We start from the raw sequence: 18,846 nt of genomic DNA on the forward strand, positions 1-18,846 counted from the left end.
CTCGCTGCGGCGACTGCTGCTACGGGTCTGGCCGTCCGGCCCGCCGGGAGGTGGCGGCGGGCCGAACGGCCCGGGGCCGGTCCGACGGTTGCCGCCGCGCGCAGTTGCGGCGCGAACCGTCGGACGGGCCCCCGTTGCCTACTTGGCGAAGCCCGGGAGGAGCTTGGCGTAGTCGGTGGCGACGGTGTTCAGGCCGTCCTGGGTGCCGGTGCCCTGGGCCACCTTGCCGAGGTTGGTCCCCAGCGAGGCGAACAGCGAGCTGTACTCCGGCAGTTCGGGGCGCGGCTTGGCGCTGTCGAGGACCGCCTGGAAGCCGGCGATGCCGGGGTCGGCCTTGACCTCGGGGGTGAAGGCGTCGGCGCGGGTCGGCAGGGTGGAGTTCTTCTTCGCGATGAAGGACTGGCTCTCGGCCGAGGTCATGAAGGCGGCGAACTTCTCCGCCGCGGCCTTGTGGGCCTTGTCGGCGCCGGCGTAGACGGAGATGTTGTGGCCGCCGGTGGGGGCGCCGGCCTTGCCCGCGGAGCCGGCCGGGACGGCGGCGATACCGAGGTTGGTCTTGTCGGAGAACGCGGAGCCCTTGTAGATGTTGGTGATCTCCCAGGGGCCCTGGATGATGGCGGCGACCTTGCCGCTGTTGAAGGCGTCCATCATGTGCGCGTAGGCGTCGGTGGTGACGTCGGCCTTGGCGGTGCCCGGCGCGGTGAACATCGACTTGTAGGTCTCGATGGCCTTGACGGCCTCCGGCGACGCGACGGTGATCTTCTTGCCGGCGGCGTCGACGGTGTCGGTGCCCTCGCCGAACAGGAACGGCATCGCGTAGTAGCCGTCGGCGGCGCGCAGCCAGAAGCCGTCCACGCCGGCCTTCTCCTTGACGGCGGCAGCGGCGGTCTTCAGCTCGTCCCAGGTCTTGGGGGCGGCGGTGATGCCGGCCTTGGTGAAGAGCTCCTTGTTGTAGAGCAGGCCGAGGGTGTCGGTGACCAGCGGCACACCGTAGATCTTGCCCTCGTACTTGGCCTGCTGGATCAGGCTCGGCTGGAAGGCGGCGGAGTCGGCGGCGGCCGGGGTGCCGTCCAGCGGCTCCAGGAAGCCGGCCTTGGCGAAGGCGGCGGTCCAGCCGACCTCGGAGCGGAACACGTCCGGAGCGCCCTTGGCCCCCATGGCGGTCTGGAGCTTGTTCTGCGCCTGGTCGAACGGCACGTTGACGAAGTCGACCTTGACGTTCGGGTTGGCGGCCTCGAACTTCTTGGCGAGCTCCTGGTAGTTCGGCGCCTCGTTGGTGGCGTTCGAAGTGTCCCAGTAGGTGAGGGTGACCGGCCCGTCGGCCTTGCCGTCCGAGCTGGAGCCGCTGCTGCCACAGGCAGCCATCGAGACCGCGAGGGCCACAACGAGGGCAGAGGCCGCGATGCCACGCCGCATGAGAACTCCTTGGAGGGTGGGGGTGCCCGAGATGGGGGGAGACAGGCGCATAATGGCTGTCTCGTGCCGACTGCGCCGTTCCGGCCGTCGGGCTCGGAAGGAAGTTAACAGCGGCACAATCACCACGGAAAGTCCTTGCAGCAAGTTTCTGCAAGAAACGGCGATCGTTACGCCCACGTGTCCTTGACGTTGCCGCACGGTAGTTGACAGGCGAAGGTCTTGCCACGGTTTGTCCGGTTCGCCCCCGCGTTCCCCCGGGGCTGGAAATACGCTGGGTTGCGGCAAGCCGCTTGCAGCAGACTGGGCGGATGCGAATCAGAGCCGTCACGAGGGAAGAACTGCCGCTGCTGGCCGCGCTCGAACGCGCCGCCGGGGCACCGTTCGCCGAGATCGGGATGCCGGAGATCGCCGAGGACGAGCCGCCCACCCTGCCCGAGCTGGCCCGCTACCTGGACGAGGGGACGGCGCTGGTCGCGCTTGACGACCTGGGCGCGCCCGTCGGCTACCTGCTGGCCGAGCCGGTGGACGGCGCGCTGCACATCGAGCAGGTCTCGGTCCACCCCGGCCACGCCCGCCGGCGGATCGGCCGGGCGCTGATCAACCACCTGGCGGCGGGCACCGACGCACCGGCCCTCACCCTCACCACCTTCGCCGACGTCCCGTGGAACGCCCCCTACTACGCCCGCTGCGGGTTCCGCCCGCTCGCCGAGGGCGAGCTCACCCCCGGCCTGCGGGAGATCCGCCGCCAGGAGGCCGCGCACGGCCTGGACCGCTGGCCCAGGCTCTGCATGCGCAAGGAACTCGGCTGACCCCCGGGCCCGGCGGGCGGCGTCTGCCCGGCCGCCCCCGGGCCCGACACGGGCCGCCTGGTCAGCCGACCCCCAGCCGCAGCACCGTGGTCGAGCGGAACTCCTCCCCCGGGCGCAGCTCGGTGCTGGGGAAGGCCGGGTGGTGCGGGGAGTCGGGGAAGTGCTGCGTCTCCAGGGCTACCCCGGAGAACGGCCCGTAGGCCACCCCGCTCGCCCCGGTCACCGCGCCCCGGAAGCCGTTGGCCGTGTACACCTGGACGCCCGGCTCGGTGGTCAGCACCTCCAGGGTGCGGCCGCTGGCCGGGTCCTCCAGCAGCGCCGCACGCCCCGGGGTGCCGTCGGCCGGGCGCGGGCGCAGCACCCAGTTGTGGTCGTACCCGCCCGGGCCGGTCAGCTGCGGGTGGTCGTCGTGCACCGACTTGCCGATCGGCCGCGGCGAGGTGAAGTCGAACGGCGTGCCGGCCACCGGCTCGGTCCGCCCGTACGGGATCTGCCGCTCGTCGGTGGGGGTGTACGCGTCGGCGTCCAGGGTGAGCAGGTGGCCGAGGATGTCGCCGGCGCCCTCACCCGCGAGGTTGAAGTAGGCGTGGTTGGTCAGGTTGACGACCGTCGGCCTGGTGGTGACCGCGTGGTAGGCGATCGCCAGCTCGCCGGCGGCACGGAGCGTGTAGTCGACGGTGATGTCCAGCCCCCCGGGGAAGCCCTGGTCGCCGTCCGGGCTGTGCAGCCGCAGCCGGACGCCCTCGGGCAGCGGCTCGGCCTCCCACATCCGGTGCGCGAAGCCGTCCGGGCCGCCGTGGATGGTCATCCCGCCGCCGGTGGGGGCGAGCGGGTGCTCCTCGCCGTCGAGGGTGATCCGGCTGCCGTCGATCCGGTTGGCGTACCGGCCGACGAGGGCGCCGTAGTGCCGGGCCGGGCCGAGCACTTCGGCCAACCGGTCGGTGGAGAGCAGGATCTGCGCCGACCGGCCGGCGCGGTCGGGGGCGGAGAGGGTGTGCAGGGTGGCGCCGAGGGTGAGCACGCTCGCCTCGTACGGGCCCGCCTGCAGGATCCAGCGCTCGATCGCGGCGCCCGCACCCGCGGGGTCGAAGGGTTCGTGCCGCACGCTGGTCGTCTGCGGCCCGTCCGCCGGGGGCGTCGCCATGGCCTGCTCCTCACTGGCGGCCACGGCGCGCCGCGCCCGCCTTGGTTCCGAGTCCGGTCCGGGGTCCGTCGCGGCGGCCCCCGGCTGTTTCAGCCTAGTCAGCGGACCGGCGGGCGCCGCCTGAAACGCCCCCGCGCGCCGCGGGTCACTCCTCGGCATCCCTGCGCTGCTCCGGCGGGATGCCGAGGGCCGAGGCGAGGCCGTCCGGGCCGCTGCCCGCCTTGCGGTAGACGGCCGCCAGCCGGCGGTTGACCAGGTTGAGCTCGACGCCCAGCGTCTCGGAGATCCGCTGCGGCGGCACACCCTCGACGGCGAGCCGGGCGACGTCCCACTCGGACTGGCTGAGCGTCTCGGGGAAGTCGTCCAGCCGGTTGGGCCGCAGGCCGTAGTTGGCCAGCTCCCGGCGGGCCTGGTCGACCAGCCCGTCGGCGGCGCAGTGCTGGGCCAGCTCGATGCCCTGGTACAGGTACTCCTGGGCGTCCTCCAGCCGGCCGACCCGGCGCAGCGCGGCGCCGAGCTCCACCAGGGCGACGGCGTGCTCGTACCCGGCGGGCGACTGACCGAGGTGGCGCACGGACTGCTCCAGCAGCTCCACCGCCTGCTGGCCGTCCTCGATCTGGGCGGACAGCCGCAGCGCGGTGCCGATCGCCGAGGCGGTGCCGAACCGGCGGGCGTCGCGGACGGACCGCTGGGCGTACTCGCGGGCGCGGTCGGGCTCGTCCTCGGCGAGGGCGATGGCGAGGTGGCTGGCCCACGGCGCCCAGACGGTGTTGTGCCAGCCCCGGGCGTCGAGCTGGGCGCCGGCCTCGATGAGCGCGGCCGCGGCCCCGGCGGGCCGGCCCACGGCGAGCAGCAGCTTGCCGTAGAGCGAGGGCGCGTCGGGCAGCACCATCGCGGTGGCGTGGTACGGCGGGTTGAAGCCGAAGCCGATCGCGAGGTCCCAGGCCTCGTCGACCCGGCCGCGGGCGAGCAGGGTGTCCACCAGGACGCCGACGGCGTCCCAGGCGAGCGGCAGCTTGGAGCCGATCCGCTCGGACAGTCGCAGCGAGCGCCGCAGGAAGTCCTCGGCCTCGGCGAGCAGGCCGCGGCGGAAGCGCGCCAGTCCCATCAGGAAGTAGGCGAAGCCCCGGTGGGCGCCGCTCCAACCGGCCACCTCGAACTGCATGATGGCGTCGCCGAACAACCGCTCGGCCTGGGCGATGCGGTCGTTGTAGGTGTAGGCCAGACCGAGCGTGCCGGGCAGTTCGAAGCCCCAGGTGTTGTCGGTCCAGCCGAGGCCCTTGGGCAGCCGGCCGTGGTCGAGGACCTGGTCCGCGTGGCGCAGCGCCTCGGCGGAGGGTTCGCCGCGCAGGGTGAGGTCCCAGGCGCGCATCGCGAGGACGGCCCGGTCGGCGGCGTCGCGGCCGGTGAGGCTGGCGCTGAGCTCGCCCAGCCGCCGGGAGCGGGCGGGCCCGTTCTCCTCGGACTTGCGGTAGGCGTGCCACATGAACGACGCGGCCTGCAGGCGGAGTTTGCCCGCCGGGTCGCCGACGGTCTGCTCGGCCTCCTCCTGGCAGACCAGCGCGGCCTGGCCGAGTTCGCCGCTGTGGGCGAGCACCTCGGACAGCCGGAAGGTCGCGTCCACCCGCAGCTCGGGGCGGAGCGGCCCCTCCTCGGGGTCGAGCGCGAGCTTCAGCTGGTTGACGGTGGCGACCGGGTCGGTGAGCAGGGCGGAGCAGCCCAGCTCGTACAGCACCTCGGCGCGGATCTCGTCGGCGGGCGGTTCGGCCAGGGCGCGGTTCAGGCAGCGCTGGGCGGCCTCGGGGGCACCGATCAGCTGGTGTTCGCTGGCCGCCCGGCGGAGCTTGCGGACGGTGCGGTCGTCGCCCTCGCCGGGGATGGTCTCGACCAGGTGCCGGGAGGCGGCGAGCAGGCCGAGCCCGGCGTTCTCGATCTCGGCGGCGGCGACCCCGTGCATGGCCGTCCGGGCGGAGTCCGGCATGGTGTTGTAGATGGAGCTGCCGATCAGCGGGTGGACGAACTCCAGGTTCCCGTTGGGGGTCGCGGTGAGGACCCGTTGCTTGCGCAGCTGCTTGATGGACTCGCGGGAGCCCTCGGTGGTCTGGGTGGAGATCCGGGCGGCGAGGTCGGCCCGGATGTCGGTGCCCAGCATGGCGGCGGCCCAGGCGAACCGCAGGGTGGTGGCGCCGAGCCGGTCCAGCCAGCCCTTGAGGGTCATCCCGGTGGCGTCGACGGCGAGCTCGCGCAGCTGGACGGAGTTCTCCTCGACCGGGTCGAGGTCCTGGTCGCGGATCTGCTCCAGGAGGGCGGTGACCTCGTAGGGGTTGCCGTTGACGACGTTCCAGAACTCGTAGCAGAAGGCCTCCTCCGCCGCGTCGCCGAGCTCGGCCCGGATCATGTCGGTGACGGAGACCAGCGTGAGCCGGTTGAGCTCGTGCTTGCGGGTCGCGAGCTTGGCGATCTCCTTCTGCCGCTTCTGGGCCTCGCTGTCCCAGTCCGCCTCGTCGTCGCGGTAGGCGAAGACCAGCAGGACGGGCAGCTCCATGGCGCGCAGCGCGAACTGGGTGAGCCAGCTGAGGGATTCGAGGTCGGCCCAGTGCAGGTCGTCGACGATCATGACGAGCGGGGCGCGGCGCGGGGCGAGCTGGGTGAGGACGTAGTCGAGGCCGTCGCGGACGCCCTGCGGGTCGAGTCGGCGGGCGCCGGCCTTCGGCTGCTTGAGGCCCATGGCCGGCCCGACGACCTCCTCCCAGGTGCCCATCACCTGCTTGAGCTCGTCGGCGGCCAGGCTGCCGAGGACGGGCTGGAGCAGCTGGCGCAGGACGTGGTAGGGCTCGTTGAACTGCCGTTCGCCGCCGCGGGCGAACAGGACGGTGGCACCGGGTCGGAGCTTGGCGATCCGGCGGACTTCGTGCAGCAGGCTGGTCTTGCCGATACCGGGTCGGCCGGAGAAGGTGAGCAGCTCGCCGATCTCGGTGCCGCCGGCGGCGAACTCGCGGCAGAGCTTGTCCACAGCCGTCTCCGCGGAGCGGATTTCCGAGTCACGGTCGCGCAGCCTGATCCGGGGTGACACGGCGTCACCCTCGCGGCCGGAGCCGGAGCCACCCGCTGCCCGAAGTTCGTGTCCCTGCTCGGTCACCGTCGCGCCTCCGCCTCGCCGTTCCCTGCTCGTGCAGCCGAGATTAGCGTCGGCGAAGCGGCGTCGTGCGGCATTCGCCCAGGCTGGGGCCGAGTTTGAGGGTTCGGACGCCTTGCCGGGGGCAATTGCCCTATATCCCTAACGTCGGATCATTGCATCAGATACTCTACGGCCCGCGAGGCAGAGTTGATCTTGCCATGCCCGCGCCCGCCTGTCGAGCCGTACCGCACCACTCCCCCGCGATCAGTCCTCGAACCGCCAGCGCCCCCACCCTCCGCAGCACCGGGAGTCCGATGTCTGACGACACCTCACTTCAGATCCCGTTCCCGCACCGCCGCAATTCCCATGGCCCGTACGCCACCGCGCTCCACCGCGACTGGCTCACCCGCCACCCCCTGCTCGCCGACCCCTCCCACCCCGCCTACGCGCACTGGGAGGTGGTGGAGCTCGCCGCGCTCGGCTACCCCGACGCCGGGCCGGACGAACTCGCCCTGGCCGCCGACCTGATGGGCTTCTACTTCCTCTTCGACGACCAGTTCGACGGCCCCCTGGGCCGCCGCCCCGCCGAGGTGGCGCCGATCTGCGAGCGGCTGATCGCCGTCCTGCACGGCGCCCACCCCGATCCCGGCTCGCCGGCCGAGACGGCCTTCGCGGACCTCTGGGCGCGCAGCGTGCGCGGCATGCCCGCCCGCTGGCAGTCCCGCGCCGCCTACAACTGGGAGTGGTACCTGGCCAGTCACCCCGCCGAGGCGGCCGGGCGGATCTCCAAGCGCCCGCCGGACCGCGAGGGGTACCTGGTCCTCAGACGCGGTACCGCCGCCATGGAGACGATCTTCGACATGGTGGAGCGCCTCGGCCGCTTCGAGGTCCCCGCCGCCGTGCTGCACCACCCGGTGCTCCGCCAGCTGCGCCAACTCGCCGCCGACATCCCCTCCTTGAGCAACGACGTCCGGTCCTTCCCGCTGGAGGCCCCGCGCGGCGACGTCAACAACCTGGTGATGATCGTGCAGCGCGAACGCCACTGCTCGGCCGAGGAGGCCTGCGCGGTGGTGACGGCCGAGGCCCAGCTGATGGTCGAGCGCTGCCAGCACCTGTACGCCCAACTGCCCGACGTCTACCGGGAGCTGGGCCTGGCACGGGTGGAGCGGATCATCGCGCAGCGGTACGCGGACGGGCTGCTGACCTGGCTGGCCGGCTACCTCAGCTGGGAGTCCAGGACCGGGCGCTACCAGACGGCCTGACCGGGGCACCCGGGCGCAGCGGCCCGGACGGCCGCGGTCGCGGCCGCGCCGACGGACCACGGCTACGGACCACGGCCACGGCGCGGACCGCGACCGCCCGGGCGCCCGCGCCGGGTGGCCGGAACGCGCCACCCTCCGTGGGCGCCGGTCGCACGCACCGTAGCCGTGGCCGCCGTCCCGGGCTAGGGTGCTCGACGGCGGACGGCCCGGGGAGGCCCCCGGCCGCCGCCCGCGCCCAGGCGTGCCGGGGTGCGTCCGGCCACGGGCCCGCCCACCGGCCCGGCCGCGCCGTCCCCGAACCGCCCTCCGCCACTGCACCCGTGCCCGCTTCTGCACCCGCTTGTGCGTTCGCCCCTCCGCCGGGCCGCCCGGTTCGCGGCCCGGCGCACCACCCAGGCCCGTGCGCCGGGGTGGTGCCCCCGACGTCGCGAGGAGACACCCGAGCATGACGGTCTACCAGCCCCCGGGACACCCCGGAAGCATCGTCGCCTACCGCCCCCGCTACGAGCACTGGATCGGCGGCGAGTGGCGGCCGCCGGTCCGCGGCGAGTACTTCGAGAACCCCAGCCCGGTCACCGGCGAGGTCTTCACCGAGATCGCCCGCGGCACCGCCGAGGACATCGAGGCCGCACTCGACGCCGCCCACGCCGCCGCCCCCGCCTGGGGCCGCACCCCGCCCGCCGAGCGCGCCCAGGTGCTGCTGCGGATGGCCGACCGGATGGCCGACCACCTGGAGGAACTGGCCGTCGCGGAGAGCTGGGAGAACGGCAAGCCGGTCCGCGAGACGCTGGCCGCCGACATCCCGCTGGCCATCGACCACCTGCGCTACTTCGCCGGCGCGCTGCGGGCCCAGGAGGGCGGCCTCTCCCAACTGGACGAGGACACCGTCGCGTACCACTTCCACGAGCCGCTGGGCGTGGTCGGCCAGATCATCCCGTGGAACTTCCCGATCCTGATGGCGGTCTGGAAGCTCGCCCCGGCGCTGGCGGCCGGCAACGCGGTGGTGCTCAAGCCCGCCGAGCAGACCCCGGCGTCCGTCCTGCTGCTGGTCGAGCTGACCGCGGACCTGCTGCCGCCCGGCGTGCTCAACGTGGTCAACGGCTACGGCCTGGAGGCCGGCCGCCCGCTGGCCTCCAGCAGCCGGATCCGCAAGATCGCCTTCACCGGCGAGACCACCACCGGCCGGCTGATCTCCCAGTACGCCAGCGGCAACCTGATCCCGGTCTCGCTCGAGCTCGGCGGCAAGAGCCCCAACCTGTTCTTCGCCGACGTCGCCGCCGAGCAGGACGCCTTCTACGACAAGGCGTTGGAGGGCTTCGCGATGTTCGCCCTCAACCAGGGCGAGGTGTGCACCTGTCCGAGCCGTGCGCTGATCCAGTCCTCGGTCTACGACCGGCTGCTCGCCGACGGGCTGGAGCGGGTCCGGGCGATGCGCCAGGGCAACCCGCTGGACACCGACACCCAGGTCGGCGCCCAGGCCAGCGACGAGCAGCTGAAGAAGATCCTCTCCTACCTGGAGATCGGCCAGGCCGAGGGCGCCAAGGTGCTGGCCGGCGGCGAGCGCGCCGACCTCGGCGGGGCGCTCGCCGGCGGCTACTACGTGACGCCCACCGTCTTCGAGGGCGTCAACTCCATGCGGATCTTCCAGGAGGAGATCTTCGGCCCGGTCCTCGCCGTCACCCGCTTCGACGACTTCGACGACGCGGTCGAACTCGCCAACGACACCCCGTACGGGCTCGGCGCCGGAGTCTGGTCCCGGGACGGCAACACCGCCTACCGCGCCGGACGGGCCATCCAGGCCGGCCGGGTGTGGACCAACTGCTACCACGCCTACCCCGCGCACGCCGCCTTCGGCGGATACAAGAACTCCGGCATCGGCCGGGAGAACCACAAGACGGTGCTGGAGCACTACCAGCAGACCAAGAACCTGCTGGTGAGCTACTCCCCGAACGCCGTCGGCTTCTTCTAGGCCCTGCCCGGTCGAGAACCCCAGCCACCCGGCCGCCGGAGCGCCCACCGGGCCCGGACACACGGAGTGGGAAGTCGGACCAGCCGACTTCCCACTCCGCAACCACTCCCCGTGGTCCGCGGTCCGACGCCCTCACGAGCGCCGGTCCGCGGTTCTCCCGCACTCACCCCCCGAGCAGCCGCGCCTTCGCCGTCGCGAACTCCTCGGGGGTGAGCAGGCCCTGCTGGACCATCCGGCCCAACCGGGCGAGCTTGTCGGCGATGTCCGCGGGCGCCGCCGGAGCGGCCGGAGCCGCCTGGACGGGCGGCGCGGCCTGCTGCGCCTGCAGCTCGGCGATCGCCTCGTTCTGGTCCTGCTCGTTTCGGCGGCCGTTCGCCACGCTGCGGCCCGCCGCGTACGCGGCGCCGCCCACCACCAGGCCGCGCACCAGCGGCGCCCCGACCGGACGCATCACCCGCATCGGCCGGATCGGGCGCAGGGGTCGGAACATGGCGTCCTCACTTCCCGGCCGCGCGGTGTGCCTGCGCGGCGCGAACGGCCTCTTCGATGTGCTCCGGCGGAATCCGCACGCCGGAGGGGATCCGCCCGCCGACCGCGCGCAGCGCCTCGGCGGCCTCCTGGGCCCAGACGTGCTCGATCAGCACCAGCAGGGCCACCGTGCCCGGCGCCAGCAGCTCGGCCGCCTCCTGCGCGTCCTCCGGACCGATCAGCGGGAGCTCGGCGTGGCCGTTGGAGACGACCCCCGCCAGATGCTCGAAGTCGGCGAGCTCCCCGTAGGTCGCCTCCCCGTCGGGGTGGCGGGTGACCACCAGCGAGTCGATCACCCGGATGTCGCCCCCGGTGCGCAGCTTGCCGAGCGCGGTTGCGGCCTCGACGGTGACGGTCTGCTGCGGGAACGTCAGGACGAGCAGTTCGGCCGGACCCATGCAGGACTCCCTTCGGCGCGCAAATCACCCATATCGGGATCTAAGCACACCAATATCGGAAATCCTCGACGCGCCGCCGACATTCCCGGACACGCCCGGCGGACGCAATAGACAGGAGGTCCACACCCGTACCCCACCCCTGGGAGGCACCCATGACCATCGCGACCGCCAAGCTCTCCGACCCGACCGTGCGCGCCGCCGTCACCGCCATCAACGCGGGCGACCGGGGCGCCTTCGTGGCCCTGCTCACCGAGGGCGCCACGATGTCGGACGACGGCTCGGACCGCGACCTGCACGAGTGGATCGACCGGGAGATCTTCACCAGCCGCGGCCACATGGACGTCCAGACCGAGTCGGACCACGGGCGGGCGCTGGTCGCCAACTACAGCAACGAGACCTGGGGCGAGATGCGCACCGCCTGGCGCTTCGTGGTCGAGGACGGCCGGATCAGCCGCTTCGAGACCGGCCAGGCCTGACCCCCGCGGCCTGACCCCCGGGCCGGCCGGGGGCCGTGCGCCCGGATGCGCGCTCTCAGCCGGACACGCCGAGACACTCCCGCACCGCGCGGATCAGCGTGCGGGAGCGGATGTCCCCCGTCACCCCGGGCTGCATGCCGTTGGTGACATAGCCGAAGCCGACCCCGAGGTCCGGGTCGGCGAAGCCGAGCGAGCCGCCCCGCCCCGGGTGGCCGAAGCTCGCCGGCGAGGCCATCACGGCGGTCGGGCCGTGCCGGAAGAAGCCCAGGCCGAAGGTGGAGTTGACGATCAGCACCCGGTCCGGCCCGCTGACCACCGGCCCGACCGCCTGCGCCAGCACCGGCGCGCCCAGCAGGGGCGGCAGCAGCTCGCCCGGCGCGCCGCCGTGCCGGTCGGCCTGGCCGATCAGCGCGGCGTAGAAGCGGGCGAGCGAGCGCGCGGTGCCGATGCCGCCGGCGCCGGGGATCTCGGCGGCCTGCACGGCCGGGTCGTTGAGATCCACCCCGGGCCGCACCGAGGCGAAGGCGCGGGCGGTCAGCGAGGCCGGGTCCTGGTACGCGTCCCGCACCGCCTGCTTGGGGCGCAGCCGCAGTCCGCTGGGCCCGGTCCGGGCGGCCTCCGGCGCGGGCAGGTCGACCAGCCGCCCGACCCGGGGCGCCGCACCGGCCGGCAGCCCGATCCACAGGTCGAGCCCGAGCGGGCGGGCAATCTCCTCCGCGAAGTACTGGCCGACGGTCCGTCCGCTGACCCGCCGAACCACCTCGCCGACCAGCCAGCCGAAGGTGTACGGGTGGTAGCCGTGCGCCGTGCCGGGCTCCCAGGCGGGCGTCTGGGCGGCCACCGCCGCGGCCGCCCGCTCCCAGGTGAGCACGTCCTCCAGGCGCAGCGGCACGTCCAGCGCGGGCACCCCGGCCTGGTGCGAGAGCAGCCACCGCACCGGCACCCGCTCCTTGCCGGCCGCCTTGAACTCCGGCCAGTAGGAGGCGACCGGGGCGTCCAGGTCGAGCTGCCCGCGTTCGGCGAGCAGCAGCGCGGTGGTGGCGGTCAGGCCCTTGGTCACCGAGCGCAGCACCTGCGCGGTGTCCGCCGTCCACGGCACGGCCGGTGCGGGCCGCCCGCCGACCTCGGGCCGGGCGTCGCCGCCCCACAGGTCGACCACCTTGCGGCCGCGCACGTACAGCGCGAAGGCCGCGCCGAGCTCCCCGTGCCCGTCGAAGTTGCGGGCGAAGGCCGCCCGGACCGGCTCGAAGCCTTCGGCCGTCTCACCCCAGATCTCCACCACCGCGCCGCCCTCACCCTGTCCGTGCATGTGTCCGTCAGCCGACCCGAAACCCTAACCTGTGGGTCATGACCGATCCTGCCGAAGAGCTGTTGGACGTCGTCGACGAGCACGACCGGGTGACCGGGACCGCTCTGCGCGGGGAGGTGTACCGCCAGGGCCTGACCCACCGCTGCGTGTTCATCCTGGTCCGCGACCCGGCCGGGCGCATCTTCGTGCACCGGCGCACCGACACCAAGCTGTTCGCCCCCGGTGCGTACGACATGTTCGTGGGCGGCGTGGTCGGCTCCGGCGAGACGTACGCGAGCGCGGCCGTCCGGGAGGCCGAGGAGGAGCTGGGGGTCAGCGGGATCGAGCCGCGGCCGCTGTTCAAGTTCCTGTTCCGCCAGGACCGCCTCTCCTGGTGGTGCGACATGTACGAGGCCGAGTGGGCCGGCCCGGTCGCCCCGCAGGAGTCGGAGGTGGCCTGGCACGCCTGGCTGACCCCGCAGGAGCTGGCGCAGCGGATCACCCGCGACGAGTTCGTCGCGGACGGCCTGGAGGCGTACCGCCGCTACCGGGAGTTCCACTCGCTCTAGTCCGGCCGACGCCGCCGCACGATCCGCCCCGGCGCGTCGGACCGGCCGGATAGGGTGGCGGCCATGGCTTCCCGTAGGCCGTCGGCGCCGCCGACCGCCGCACCCTCGTCCACGCCCGCGCCCGCCGCCGGCGACCGCCCGCGTCGGCGGCTCAGCGTGGACGAGCGGCGCGAGCAGCTGATCGCCGTCGCGCTCGAGCTGTTCAGCCGCCGCCCGCCGGAGGAGGTGTCGATCGACGACATCGCGGCCGCCGCCGGCGCCTCCCGTCCGCTGGTCTACCACTACTTCCCCGGCAAGCAGGCGCTGTACGAGGAGTCGCTGCGCCGGGCCGGGCGGGAGCTGGCCGGGCGGTTCGAGGAGCCGCTGGACGGCCCGCTCTCGGAGCGGCTGTACCGGGTGATGGGCCGCTACCTGGACTTCGTGCAGAGCCACGGCCCGGGCTTCGCGGCGCTGCTGCGCGGCGGCTCGGTGGCGGCGAGTGCGGGCACCTCCGCGGTGATCGACGAGGTCCGGCAGGCCGCGCACGACCAGATCCTGACCCACCTGGCGGTCCCGAAGGCCAGCCCGGCCCTGCGGCTCACCGTCCGGGCCTGGATCGCCAACGCCGAGATCACCTCGCTGGAGTGGCTCGCCGAGCGCTCGGTGCCGCTGGAGGAGCTGCAGCTGCACCTGGTCCAGGAGTTCGTGGCCTCGCTGGCCCTCACCGCGGCCCGCGAGCCCGCGCTGGCCGCCGAGCTCTCCGGCTACCTCGCCGGGGAGCGCCCGGACGGCCCGACCGGCCGGCTGGTGCGCGACCTCGCCGGACTGTTCGCCGTCCCCGGCATCGCCGAGGCCGTCGCCGCGCTGTCCGCGGAACCCTCACCGCAGGACTGACCTCCCCTCACCGGACCTCCACCGGGCGCCCGGCCGCCGCCCGCCGACCCGGTGGCCGGTTCTGCCATGACGGCGGCCTCTGATAGGAATGTGCACGGATCTGACGGGACGCCGATCGCTCGGCGCCGCCCGCATCCCCAGGACCACCGAATGCACACGCAGCAAGAGCGGGGGGCTCATCAGTTGACCCAGGACGGCCAGTTCAGCACGGAGGCCGTGGACGCCGGCCCCTTCACGGCGGCGGAGCGGGTCTCCGCGACGCTCGGCACCCTCACCGACGCGCTCTTCGACGAGCGCACCTCGCGCCACCCGGCGGCCTCGCTGACCGCGCTGCGCGCGGCCTCGCACCCGTCCGCCGAGTCCCTGCTCGGCCTGCCGCTGGCGCCCAACGGCCCGGTCCACGCGGCGGTCCCGCGGCTCGGCACCGTGGTCACCGCCGGCACCGCCCGCCCGGGCAGCGGCGCCCGGGTGTCCGGCCTGGCCGCCACCGCCCTGCTCGCCCGGTACGGCGGCGAGCCGGTACGCGGCACGACGCCCGGGCAGGGCGCCCCCACGGCGGCGCTGTTCGAACTGCCGGTGACCGGCGAGATCGCCGACCCCAAGCTGCGGCCGCCCTTCACCGCCGCCCTGGCCGCGCTCGCCTCCGGGCAGCAGACCAGGCAGCCGATCGAGCTGGCCACCGGCTCCGGCGCCGAGGTCCGCCTGGTGGTCCCGCCCGGCTTCCACGCGCTGACCTCCCCGGGCGGCCCGGCGGGCGTCTCGGCCCGGACGGTCCCCACCGGCCCGATCACCGGCGACGGCACGGATCCGGCCACCGGCGCGGCCGCCGCCGAGCTGACGGCGCACCTGGCCGAGGTCGCCGAGGAGCTGTTCAGCGGGACGGGCCCGGCGCCGCGCCGCGACCTCGCGGTGATCGCCGCGTCCCTGGCCGACGTCATCACCGACTCGGGCGTGGTCTACGCCGGCGTGTCCGCACTGGAGGTGGACGGCCGGGCGGCCGACGCCACCCTGGTGGTCTCGCTCGCCCGGCACCCGCTGCCGGTCACCGGCCTCGCCACCGAACTGGCCACCCTGCGCCGGCACGCGGAGGTCTGGACGGTCCTGCTGCCGGCCGGCCCGGCGAACGTCCTGGTCGAGGGCCGCAGCGTCCCGGTGCCGGGCCCGCTGGCCGCCGACGGGCTGCGCCGCTGGGTGGTCACCTCCGTCGTGGAGGCCTTCGTGCCGCTGCCGGACGGCGTCTCGGTGCTCTGCGTCCAGCTGTCCACCGCGCAGCCGCAGGACTGGGAGCTGTACACCGAGGTCTTCGCGGAGCTGCTGAAGAGCGTGCAGTTCGGCTGGGACGGCGTCGCCGGGCGGCTCCCGGAGCCGGTCTCCGTGCCGGTCGCGGTGCCCACGGCGGTACCCGCACCCGTCGCCGTTCCGGTTCCCGCCACCGCGCCCGTGCCGGTCGCGGTCGCGACCCCGCCGCACGGCGTGCCCGCCGAGGCCGAGGCCCCGGCCGTCGTACCCGTACCCGCGCCGCCGGTCGCCGCACCGCCCGTCGACTCCGTGCCGCCCGTCGCCCCGGCCGTGCCGGTGCTCGCCTCGGCACCCGCCGCCCCCGTCGCGGCCGAGCCGGAGCAGCCGGTGCGCAAGGGCACGCCGGTCCGCATCCCGCCGGCCGACTTCAACCCCTTCGCCCCGATCGCCGACACCCCGTCGGCCGCGCCCGCCGGGCCGGAGGAGGACGAGGACCGCCGCCCGAAGGGCACCCCGGTGACGGTTCCGCCGCCGGACTTCAACCCCTTCGCCCCGCAGCCCCCGACGCTCACCGACACCACCGTGCCGCAGGAGGACGAGGAGCGCCGGCCCAAGGGCACCCCGGTGACGGTCCCGCCGCCGGACTTCAACCCCTTCGCCCCGCAGGCCCTGCCGACCGCGGCCGAGCCCGAGCCGGCCCCGACCGCGACCGCCGTCCAGGCCGCCGACCCGTTCGGCACGGTGATGGCCGGTCAGTCGGTCGACCCGTTCGGCACCACCATCCCGCAGCAGCCCGGGGCCGTCCCGCCGCCGCCCAGCGCGCCGCCGGCCGTGCCCGCCCCGACCGTCCCGGTTCCGCGCGCCGCCGCCGAGGCCGAGCCGGACGACTCGGACGACCCGGACCGCAAGCCCAAGGGCACCCCGGTGACGGTCCCGCCGCCGGACTTCAACCCCTTCGCCCCGCAGGCCCTGCCGACCGCGGCCGAGCCCGAGCCGGCCCCGACCGCCGCACCCGAGACCAGCCCGTTCGGCTAGGTCCCGTCCTCCGGATCACGCCCGACGGTTCCCAGCCGTCCCACCCCGGTGGCCGCCCCCCTTTCCGGAGGGGGGCGGCCACCGGGGTCGTTCCCGGCCCACTGCCCGGCCGGTACCGAGACCGCCCGGGGGTCCAGCCGCCGTCCGCCCAGGTCAACCGCCCGGCCCCGCAAGTCCTGCCATGCCCACGACCGACAACTGGTACAGACCTATTGCCAGTTGACGGTCGGCTCCCTACTCTCGGGGAGCACAGGATCCTCCGCGGCACCCCGACGGCCCGAGGTCTCCCGCTCCGCGCCACCCCACGGCCGGAGCGCCCGCACGCTGCTCCACGCACCTGACACCTCCCCACAGGTAACGGGGCGACCCGGCATGCCCGGAGGCCCCAGGACAGGAGCCACACCCATGCGCAGACGTCGGATCAAGCTGCCGCTCCTGGCGGCCGGGACACTGCTCGTCCCGCTGCTCGCCGTCGCCCTCCCCACCACCACCGCCCACGCCGCAGGCTCCGCCACGGCGACCTTCACCAAGGGCAGCGACTGGGGCAGCGGCTACGAGGGCAGCTACACCATCACCAACGGCTCCAGCGCCCCGGTCAACGGCTGGACCCTGGAGTTCGACCTGCCCTCCGGCAACACGATCGCCTCGCTGTGGAACGCGGGCTACACCACCGCGGCCTCGCACGTCACGGTCAAGAACCCCGGCTGGGCCGCCACCCTGCCGCCCGGCGGCACGTACAACTTCGGCTTCAACATCGCCTACTCCGGCACCTACAAGCCGCTGGCCAACTGCAAGTTGAACGGGCAGCCGTGCGACGGCACCGGCGGGGACCAGACCGCGCCGAGCGTGCCGGGCGGCCTCCAGGCCGGCAACACCACCCAGACCACGGTCGACCTGTCCTGGACGGCGAGCACCGACAACGTCGCGGTCACCGGCTACGACGTGTACCAGGGCACCACCAAGGTGGCCACCACGGACGGCTCCGCCACCGGCGTCACCGTCCAGGGCCTGACCGCCGGCACCGCCTACCAGTTCACCGTCCAGGCCTTCGACGCCGCGGGCAACCGCTCGGCCGCCGCCGGCCCGGTCAGCGCCACCACCAAGCCCCCGGTCGACCCGGACAAGCAGGCCCCGAGCATCCCCGGCACCCCGGTCGTCACCGGCTCGGACGCCAACAGCATCTCGCTCACGTGGGGGGCCAGCACCGACAACGTCGGCGTCACCGCCTACGACGTCTACAACGGCACCGCGCTCGCCGCGACCGTCACCAGCCCGTCCGCCACGGTGGGCAACCTGGCGCCGGACACCTCGTACACCTTCACCGTCAAGGCCCGCGACGCGGCCGGCAACGCCTCCGCGGCCTCGAACCCGGTGACCGGCAAGACCCAGCCCGGCGGGAGCAACCCCGGCGCGCTGAAGATCGGCTACTTCACCCAGTGGAGCATCTACGCCCGCGGCTACAGCGTGAAGCAGCTCGACACCTCGGGCTCGGCCGGGCGGCTCACCACGCTCAACTACGCCTTCGCCAACATCCACCCGACCACCAAGCAGTGCTTCATCACCAACAAGGCGGCCGGGCCGGACAACGACCCGAACGCGGGCGACGGCGCCGGTGACGCCTGGGCCGACTTCGGCAAGGGCTGGGACGCGGGCAGCTCGGTGGCCGGCACCACCGACACCTGGGACCAGAAGCTGGCCGGCAACTTCAACCAGCTGAAGCAGCTCAAGGCCAAGTACCCCAACCTCAAGATCCAGATCTCGCTGGGCGGTTGGTCGTACAGCAAGTGGTTCTCCGACGCGGCCGCGACCGACGCCTCCCGCAAGGCGCTGGTCAGCTCCTGCATCGACATGTACATCAAGGGCAACCTGCCGGTCATCGACGGCCGCGGCGGCGCGGGCAGCGCGGCCGGCATCTTCGACGGCATCGACCTCGACTGGGAGTGGCCGGCCTCCGGCGGCCACGACGGGAACATCTTCCGGCCCACCGACAAGGCCAACTACACCCTGCTGGCCCAGGAGTTCCGCCGCCAGCTGGACGCGCTCGGCACCACCGCCGGCAAGCACTACACGCTGAGCGCCTTCCTCCCGGCCGACCCGGCGAAGATCACCGCGGGCATCGACATCCCCGGCCTGTTCGGCGCCTTCGACTTCGCCACCATCCAGGGCTACGACTACCACGGCGGCTGGGAGATGAGCACCAACCAGCAGTCCGCCATCAAGCTCGCGGCCGGTGACCCGAGCACCCCGGACCGCCAGTTCAGCTCCGAGATCGCGATCGGCGCCTATGTCACCGGCGGCGCTCCGAAGAGCAAGCTGACCCTCGGCATCCCGTTCTACGGACGCGGTTGGACGGGCGTGGCGCGCGGCACCACCAACGGCCTGTTCCAGCCCGCCACCGGCCCCGGCCCGGGCACCTACGAGGCCGGCTTCGAGGACTACAAGAAGCTCAAGCAGATGGCCACCGGCGGCGGTTACACCATCTACCGGGATCCGGTGGCCGGCCACTCGTACATCTACAACGGGTCCGTCTTCTACACCTACGACGACCCGACCGAGATCGCCCGCAAGACCGCCTGGATCAAGTCCCAGGGGCTGGCCGGCGCGATGGTCTGGGCCTTCGACGGCGACACCGCCAACGGCGAGTTGATGGCCGCCGTGGACAACGGCCTGAAGTAGCCCACTCCCTGAGGGTCCGGCCCGAAACCCCGGCCCGAAGGTCCGC

General features: G+C 73.8%; 14 protein-coding genes. 8 read left to right on the forward strand and 6 right to left on the reverse strand.

Annotation, left to right across the window (positions count from 1 at the left end; genetic code table 11):
- Positions 1-138: 138 nt before the first annotated feature.
- A complete protein-coding gene (locus ACGFZP_RS11455) occupies positions 139-1,416 on the reverse strand; it encodes an extracellular solute-binding protein (RefSeq protein WP_392931080.1) in 1,278 nt (425 codons plus the stop codon).
- Between the two features lie 308 nt (positions 1,417-1,724).
- Between ACGFZP_RS11455 and ACGFZP_RS11460 the strand changes: the two genes are divergently transcribed.
- Entirely contained in the window at positions 1,725-2,225 is a 501-nt protein-coding gene (locus tag ACGFZP_RS11460) for a GNAT family N-acetyltransferase (RefSeq protein WP_392931082.1), read from the forward strand.
- Positions 2,226-2,286: 61 nt separating this feature from the next.
- Here ACGFZP_RS11460 and ACGFZP_RS11465 read toward each other — a convergent pair whose 3' ends face one another.
- Both ACGFZP_RS11465 and ACGFZP_RS11470 read right to left on the reverse strand, forming a co-directional pair.
- Positions 2,287-3,369 (reverse strand): aldose epimerase family protein, encoded by a 1,083-nt coding sequence (locus tag ACGFZP_RS11465; RefSeq protein ID WP_392931084.1) that lies wholly within the window; start codon positions 3,367-3,369, stop codon positions 2,287-2,289.
- A gap of 145 nt (positions 3,370-3,514) precedes the next feature.
- A complete protein-coding gene (locus ACGFZP_RS11470; protein WP_392931086.1) occupies positions 3,515-6,382 on the reverse strand; it encodes an ATP-binding protein in 2,868 nt (955 codons plus the stop codon).
- Between the two features lie 419 nt (positions 6,383-6,801).
- Here ACGFZP_RS11470 and ACGFZP_RS11475 point away from each other — a divergent pair, with 419 nt between their 5' ends.
- Positions 6,802-7,749: a terpene cyclase gene (locus ACGFZP_RS11475; protein WP_392931088.1), complete on the forward strand. Its 948-nt coding sequence runs from the start codon at positions 6,802-6,804 to the stop codon at positions 7,747-7,749.
- Between the two features lie 445 nt (positions 7,750-8,194).
- Positions 8,195-9,718, forward strand: coding sequence for an aldehyde dehydrogenase family protein (locus tag ACGFZP_RS11480; RefSeq protein WP_392931090.1), 1,524 nt, complete (start codon positions 8,195-8,197; stop codon positions 9,716-9,718).
- 163 nt (positions 9,719-9,881) lie between these two features.
- On the opposite strand, the gene ACGFZP_RS11485 is transcribed toward ACGFZP_RS11480, so the two are convergent.
- On the reverse strand, positions 9,882-10,208 hold the full coding sequence (locus ACGFZP_RS11485) for an SHOCT domain-containing protein (protein ID WP_392931092.1): 327 nt from the start codon (positions 10,206-10,208) through the stop codon (positions 9,882-9,884).
- A 7-nt stretch (positions 10,209-10,215) separates the two neighbouring features.
- Positions 10,216-10,644, reverse strand: coding sequence for a DUF6325 family protein (locus ACGFZP_RS11490; protein WP_392931094.1), 429 nt, complete (start codon positions 10,642-10,644; stop codon positions 10,216-10,218).
- Positions 10,645-10,796: 152 nt separating this feature from the next.
- On the opposite strand from ACGFZP_RS11490, the gene ACGFZP_RS11495 reads away from it, so the two are divergent.
- Positions 10,797-11,120, forward strand: a complete 324-nt coding sequence (locus ACGFZP_RS11495) for a nuclear transport factor 2 family protein (protein ID WP_392931096.1) — start codon at positions 10,797-10,799, stop codon at positions 11,118-11,120.
- A 55-nt stretch (positions 11,121-11,175) separates the two neighbouring features.
- On the opposite strand, the gene ACGFZP_RS11500 is transcribed toward ACGFZP_RS11495, so the two are convergent.
- On the reverse strand, positions 11,176-12,429 hold the full coding sequence (locus tag ACGFZP_RS11500) for a serine hydrolase domain-containing protein (RefSeq protein ID WP_392931098.1): 1,254 nt from the start codon (positions 12,427-12,429) through the stop codon (positions 11,176-11,178).
- Between the two features lie 38 nt (positions 12,430-12,467).
- Between ACGFZP_RS11500 and ACGFZP_RS11505 the strand changes: the two genes are divergently transcribed.
- The 4 genes from ACGFZP_RS11505 to ACGFZP_RS11520 all read left to right on the forward strand — a co-directional run bounded on the left by ACGFZP_RS11505 (position 12,468) and on the right by ACGFZP_RS11520 (position 18,800).
- On the forward strand, positions 12,468-12,977 hold the full coding sequence (locus ACGFZP_RS11505) for an NUDIX hydrolase (protein ID WP_392931100.1): 510 nt from the start codon (positions 12,468-12,470) through the stop codon (positions 12,975-12,977).
- Positions 12,978-13,040: 63 nt separating this feature from the next.
- A complete protein-coding gene (locus ACGFZP_RS11510; RefSeq protein ID WP_392931102.1) occupies positions 13,041-13,850 on the forward strand; it encodes a TetR/AcrR family transcriptional regulator in 810 nt (269 codons plus the stop codon).
- 150 nt (positions 13,851-14,000) lie between these two features.
- On the forward strand, positions 14,001-16,124 hold the full coding sequence (locus ACGFZP_RS11515; protein ID WP_392931104.1) for a hypothetical protein: 2,124 nt from the start codon (positions 14,001-14,003) through the stop codon (positions 16,122-16,124).
- Between the two features lie 405 nt (positions 16,125-16,529).
- Positions 16,530-18,800 carry a glycoside hydrolase family 18 chitinase gene (locus tag ACGFZP_RS11520; protein ID WP_392931106.1) on the forward strand — a complete coding sequence of 757 codons (2,271 nt, stop codon included), beginning with the start codon at positions 16,530-16,532 and terminating at the stop codon, positions 18,798-18,800.
- Positions 18,801-18,846 lie beyond the last annotated feature (46 nt).

The sequence above is a fragment of the Kitasatospora sp. NPDC048239 genome (assembly GCF_043202015.1).
In the GTDB taxonomy this organism is placed as follows: Bacteria; Actinomycetota; Actinomycetes; order Streptomycetales; family Streptomycetaceae; genus Kitasatospora.

Bases quoted from the DNA above. Each gene is read 5' to 3' on its own strand.
- ACGFZP_RS11455 (WP_392931080.1), bottom strand. From the start codon at position 1,416: ATGCGGCGTGGCATCGCGGCCTCTGCCCTCGTTGTGGCCCTCGCGGTC.
- ACGFZP_RS11460 (WP_392931082.1), top strand. From the start codon at position 1,725: ATGCGAATCAGAGCCGTCACGAGGGAAGAACTGCCGCTGCTGGCCGCG.
- ACGFZP_RS11465 (WP_392931084.1), bottom strand. From the start codon at position 3,369: ATGGCGACGCCCCCGGCGGACGGGCCGCAGACGACCAGCGTGCGGCAC.
- ACGFZP_RS11475 (WP_392931088.1), top strand. From the start codon at position 6,802: ATGTCTGACGACACCTCACTTCAGATCCCGTTCCCGCACCGCCGCAAT.
- ACGFZP_RS11480 (WP_392931090.1), top strand. From the start codon at position 8,195: ATGACGGTCTACCAGCCCCCGGGACACCCCGGAAGCATCGTCGCCTAC.
- ACGFZP_RS11485 (WP_392931092.1), bottom strand. From the start codon at position 10,208: ATGTTCCGACCCCTGCGCCCGATCCGGCCGATGCGGGTGATGCGTCCG.
- ACGFZP_RS11490 (WP_392931094.1), bottom strand. From the start codon at position 10,644: ATGGGTCCGGCCGAACTGCTCGTCCTGACGTTCCCGCAGCAGACCGTC.
- ACGFZP_RS11495 (WP_392931096.1), top strand. From the start codon at position 10,797: ATGACCATCGCGACCGCCAAGCTCTCCGACCCGACCGTGCGCGCCGCC.
- ACGFZP_RS11500 (WP_392931098.1), bottom strand. From the start codon at position 12,429: ATGCACGGACAGGGTGAGGGCGGCGCGGTGGTGGAGATCTGGGGTGAG.
- ACGFZP_RS11505 (WP_392931100.1), top strand. From the start codon at position 12,468: ATGACCGATCCTGCCGAAGAGCTGTTGGACGTCGTCGACGAGCACGAC.
- ACGFZP_RS11510 (WP_392931102.1), top strand. From the start codon at position 13,041: ATGGCTTCCCGTAGGCCGTCGGCGCCGCCGACCGCCGCACCCTCGTCC.
- ACGFZP_RS11515 (WP_392931104.1), top strand. From the start codon at position 14,001: ATGCACACGCAGCAAGAGCGGGGGGCTCATCAGTTGACCCAGGACGGC.
- ACGFZP_RS11520 (WP_392931106.1), top strand. From the start codon at position 16,530: ATGCGCAGACGTCGGATCAAGCTGCCGCTCCTGGCGGCCGGGACACTG.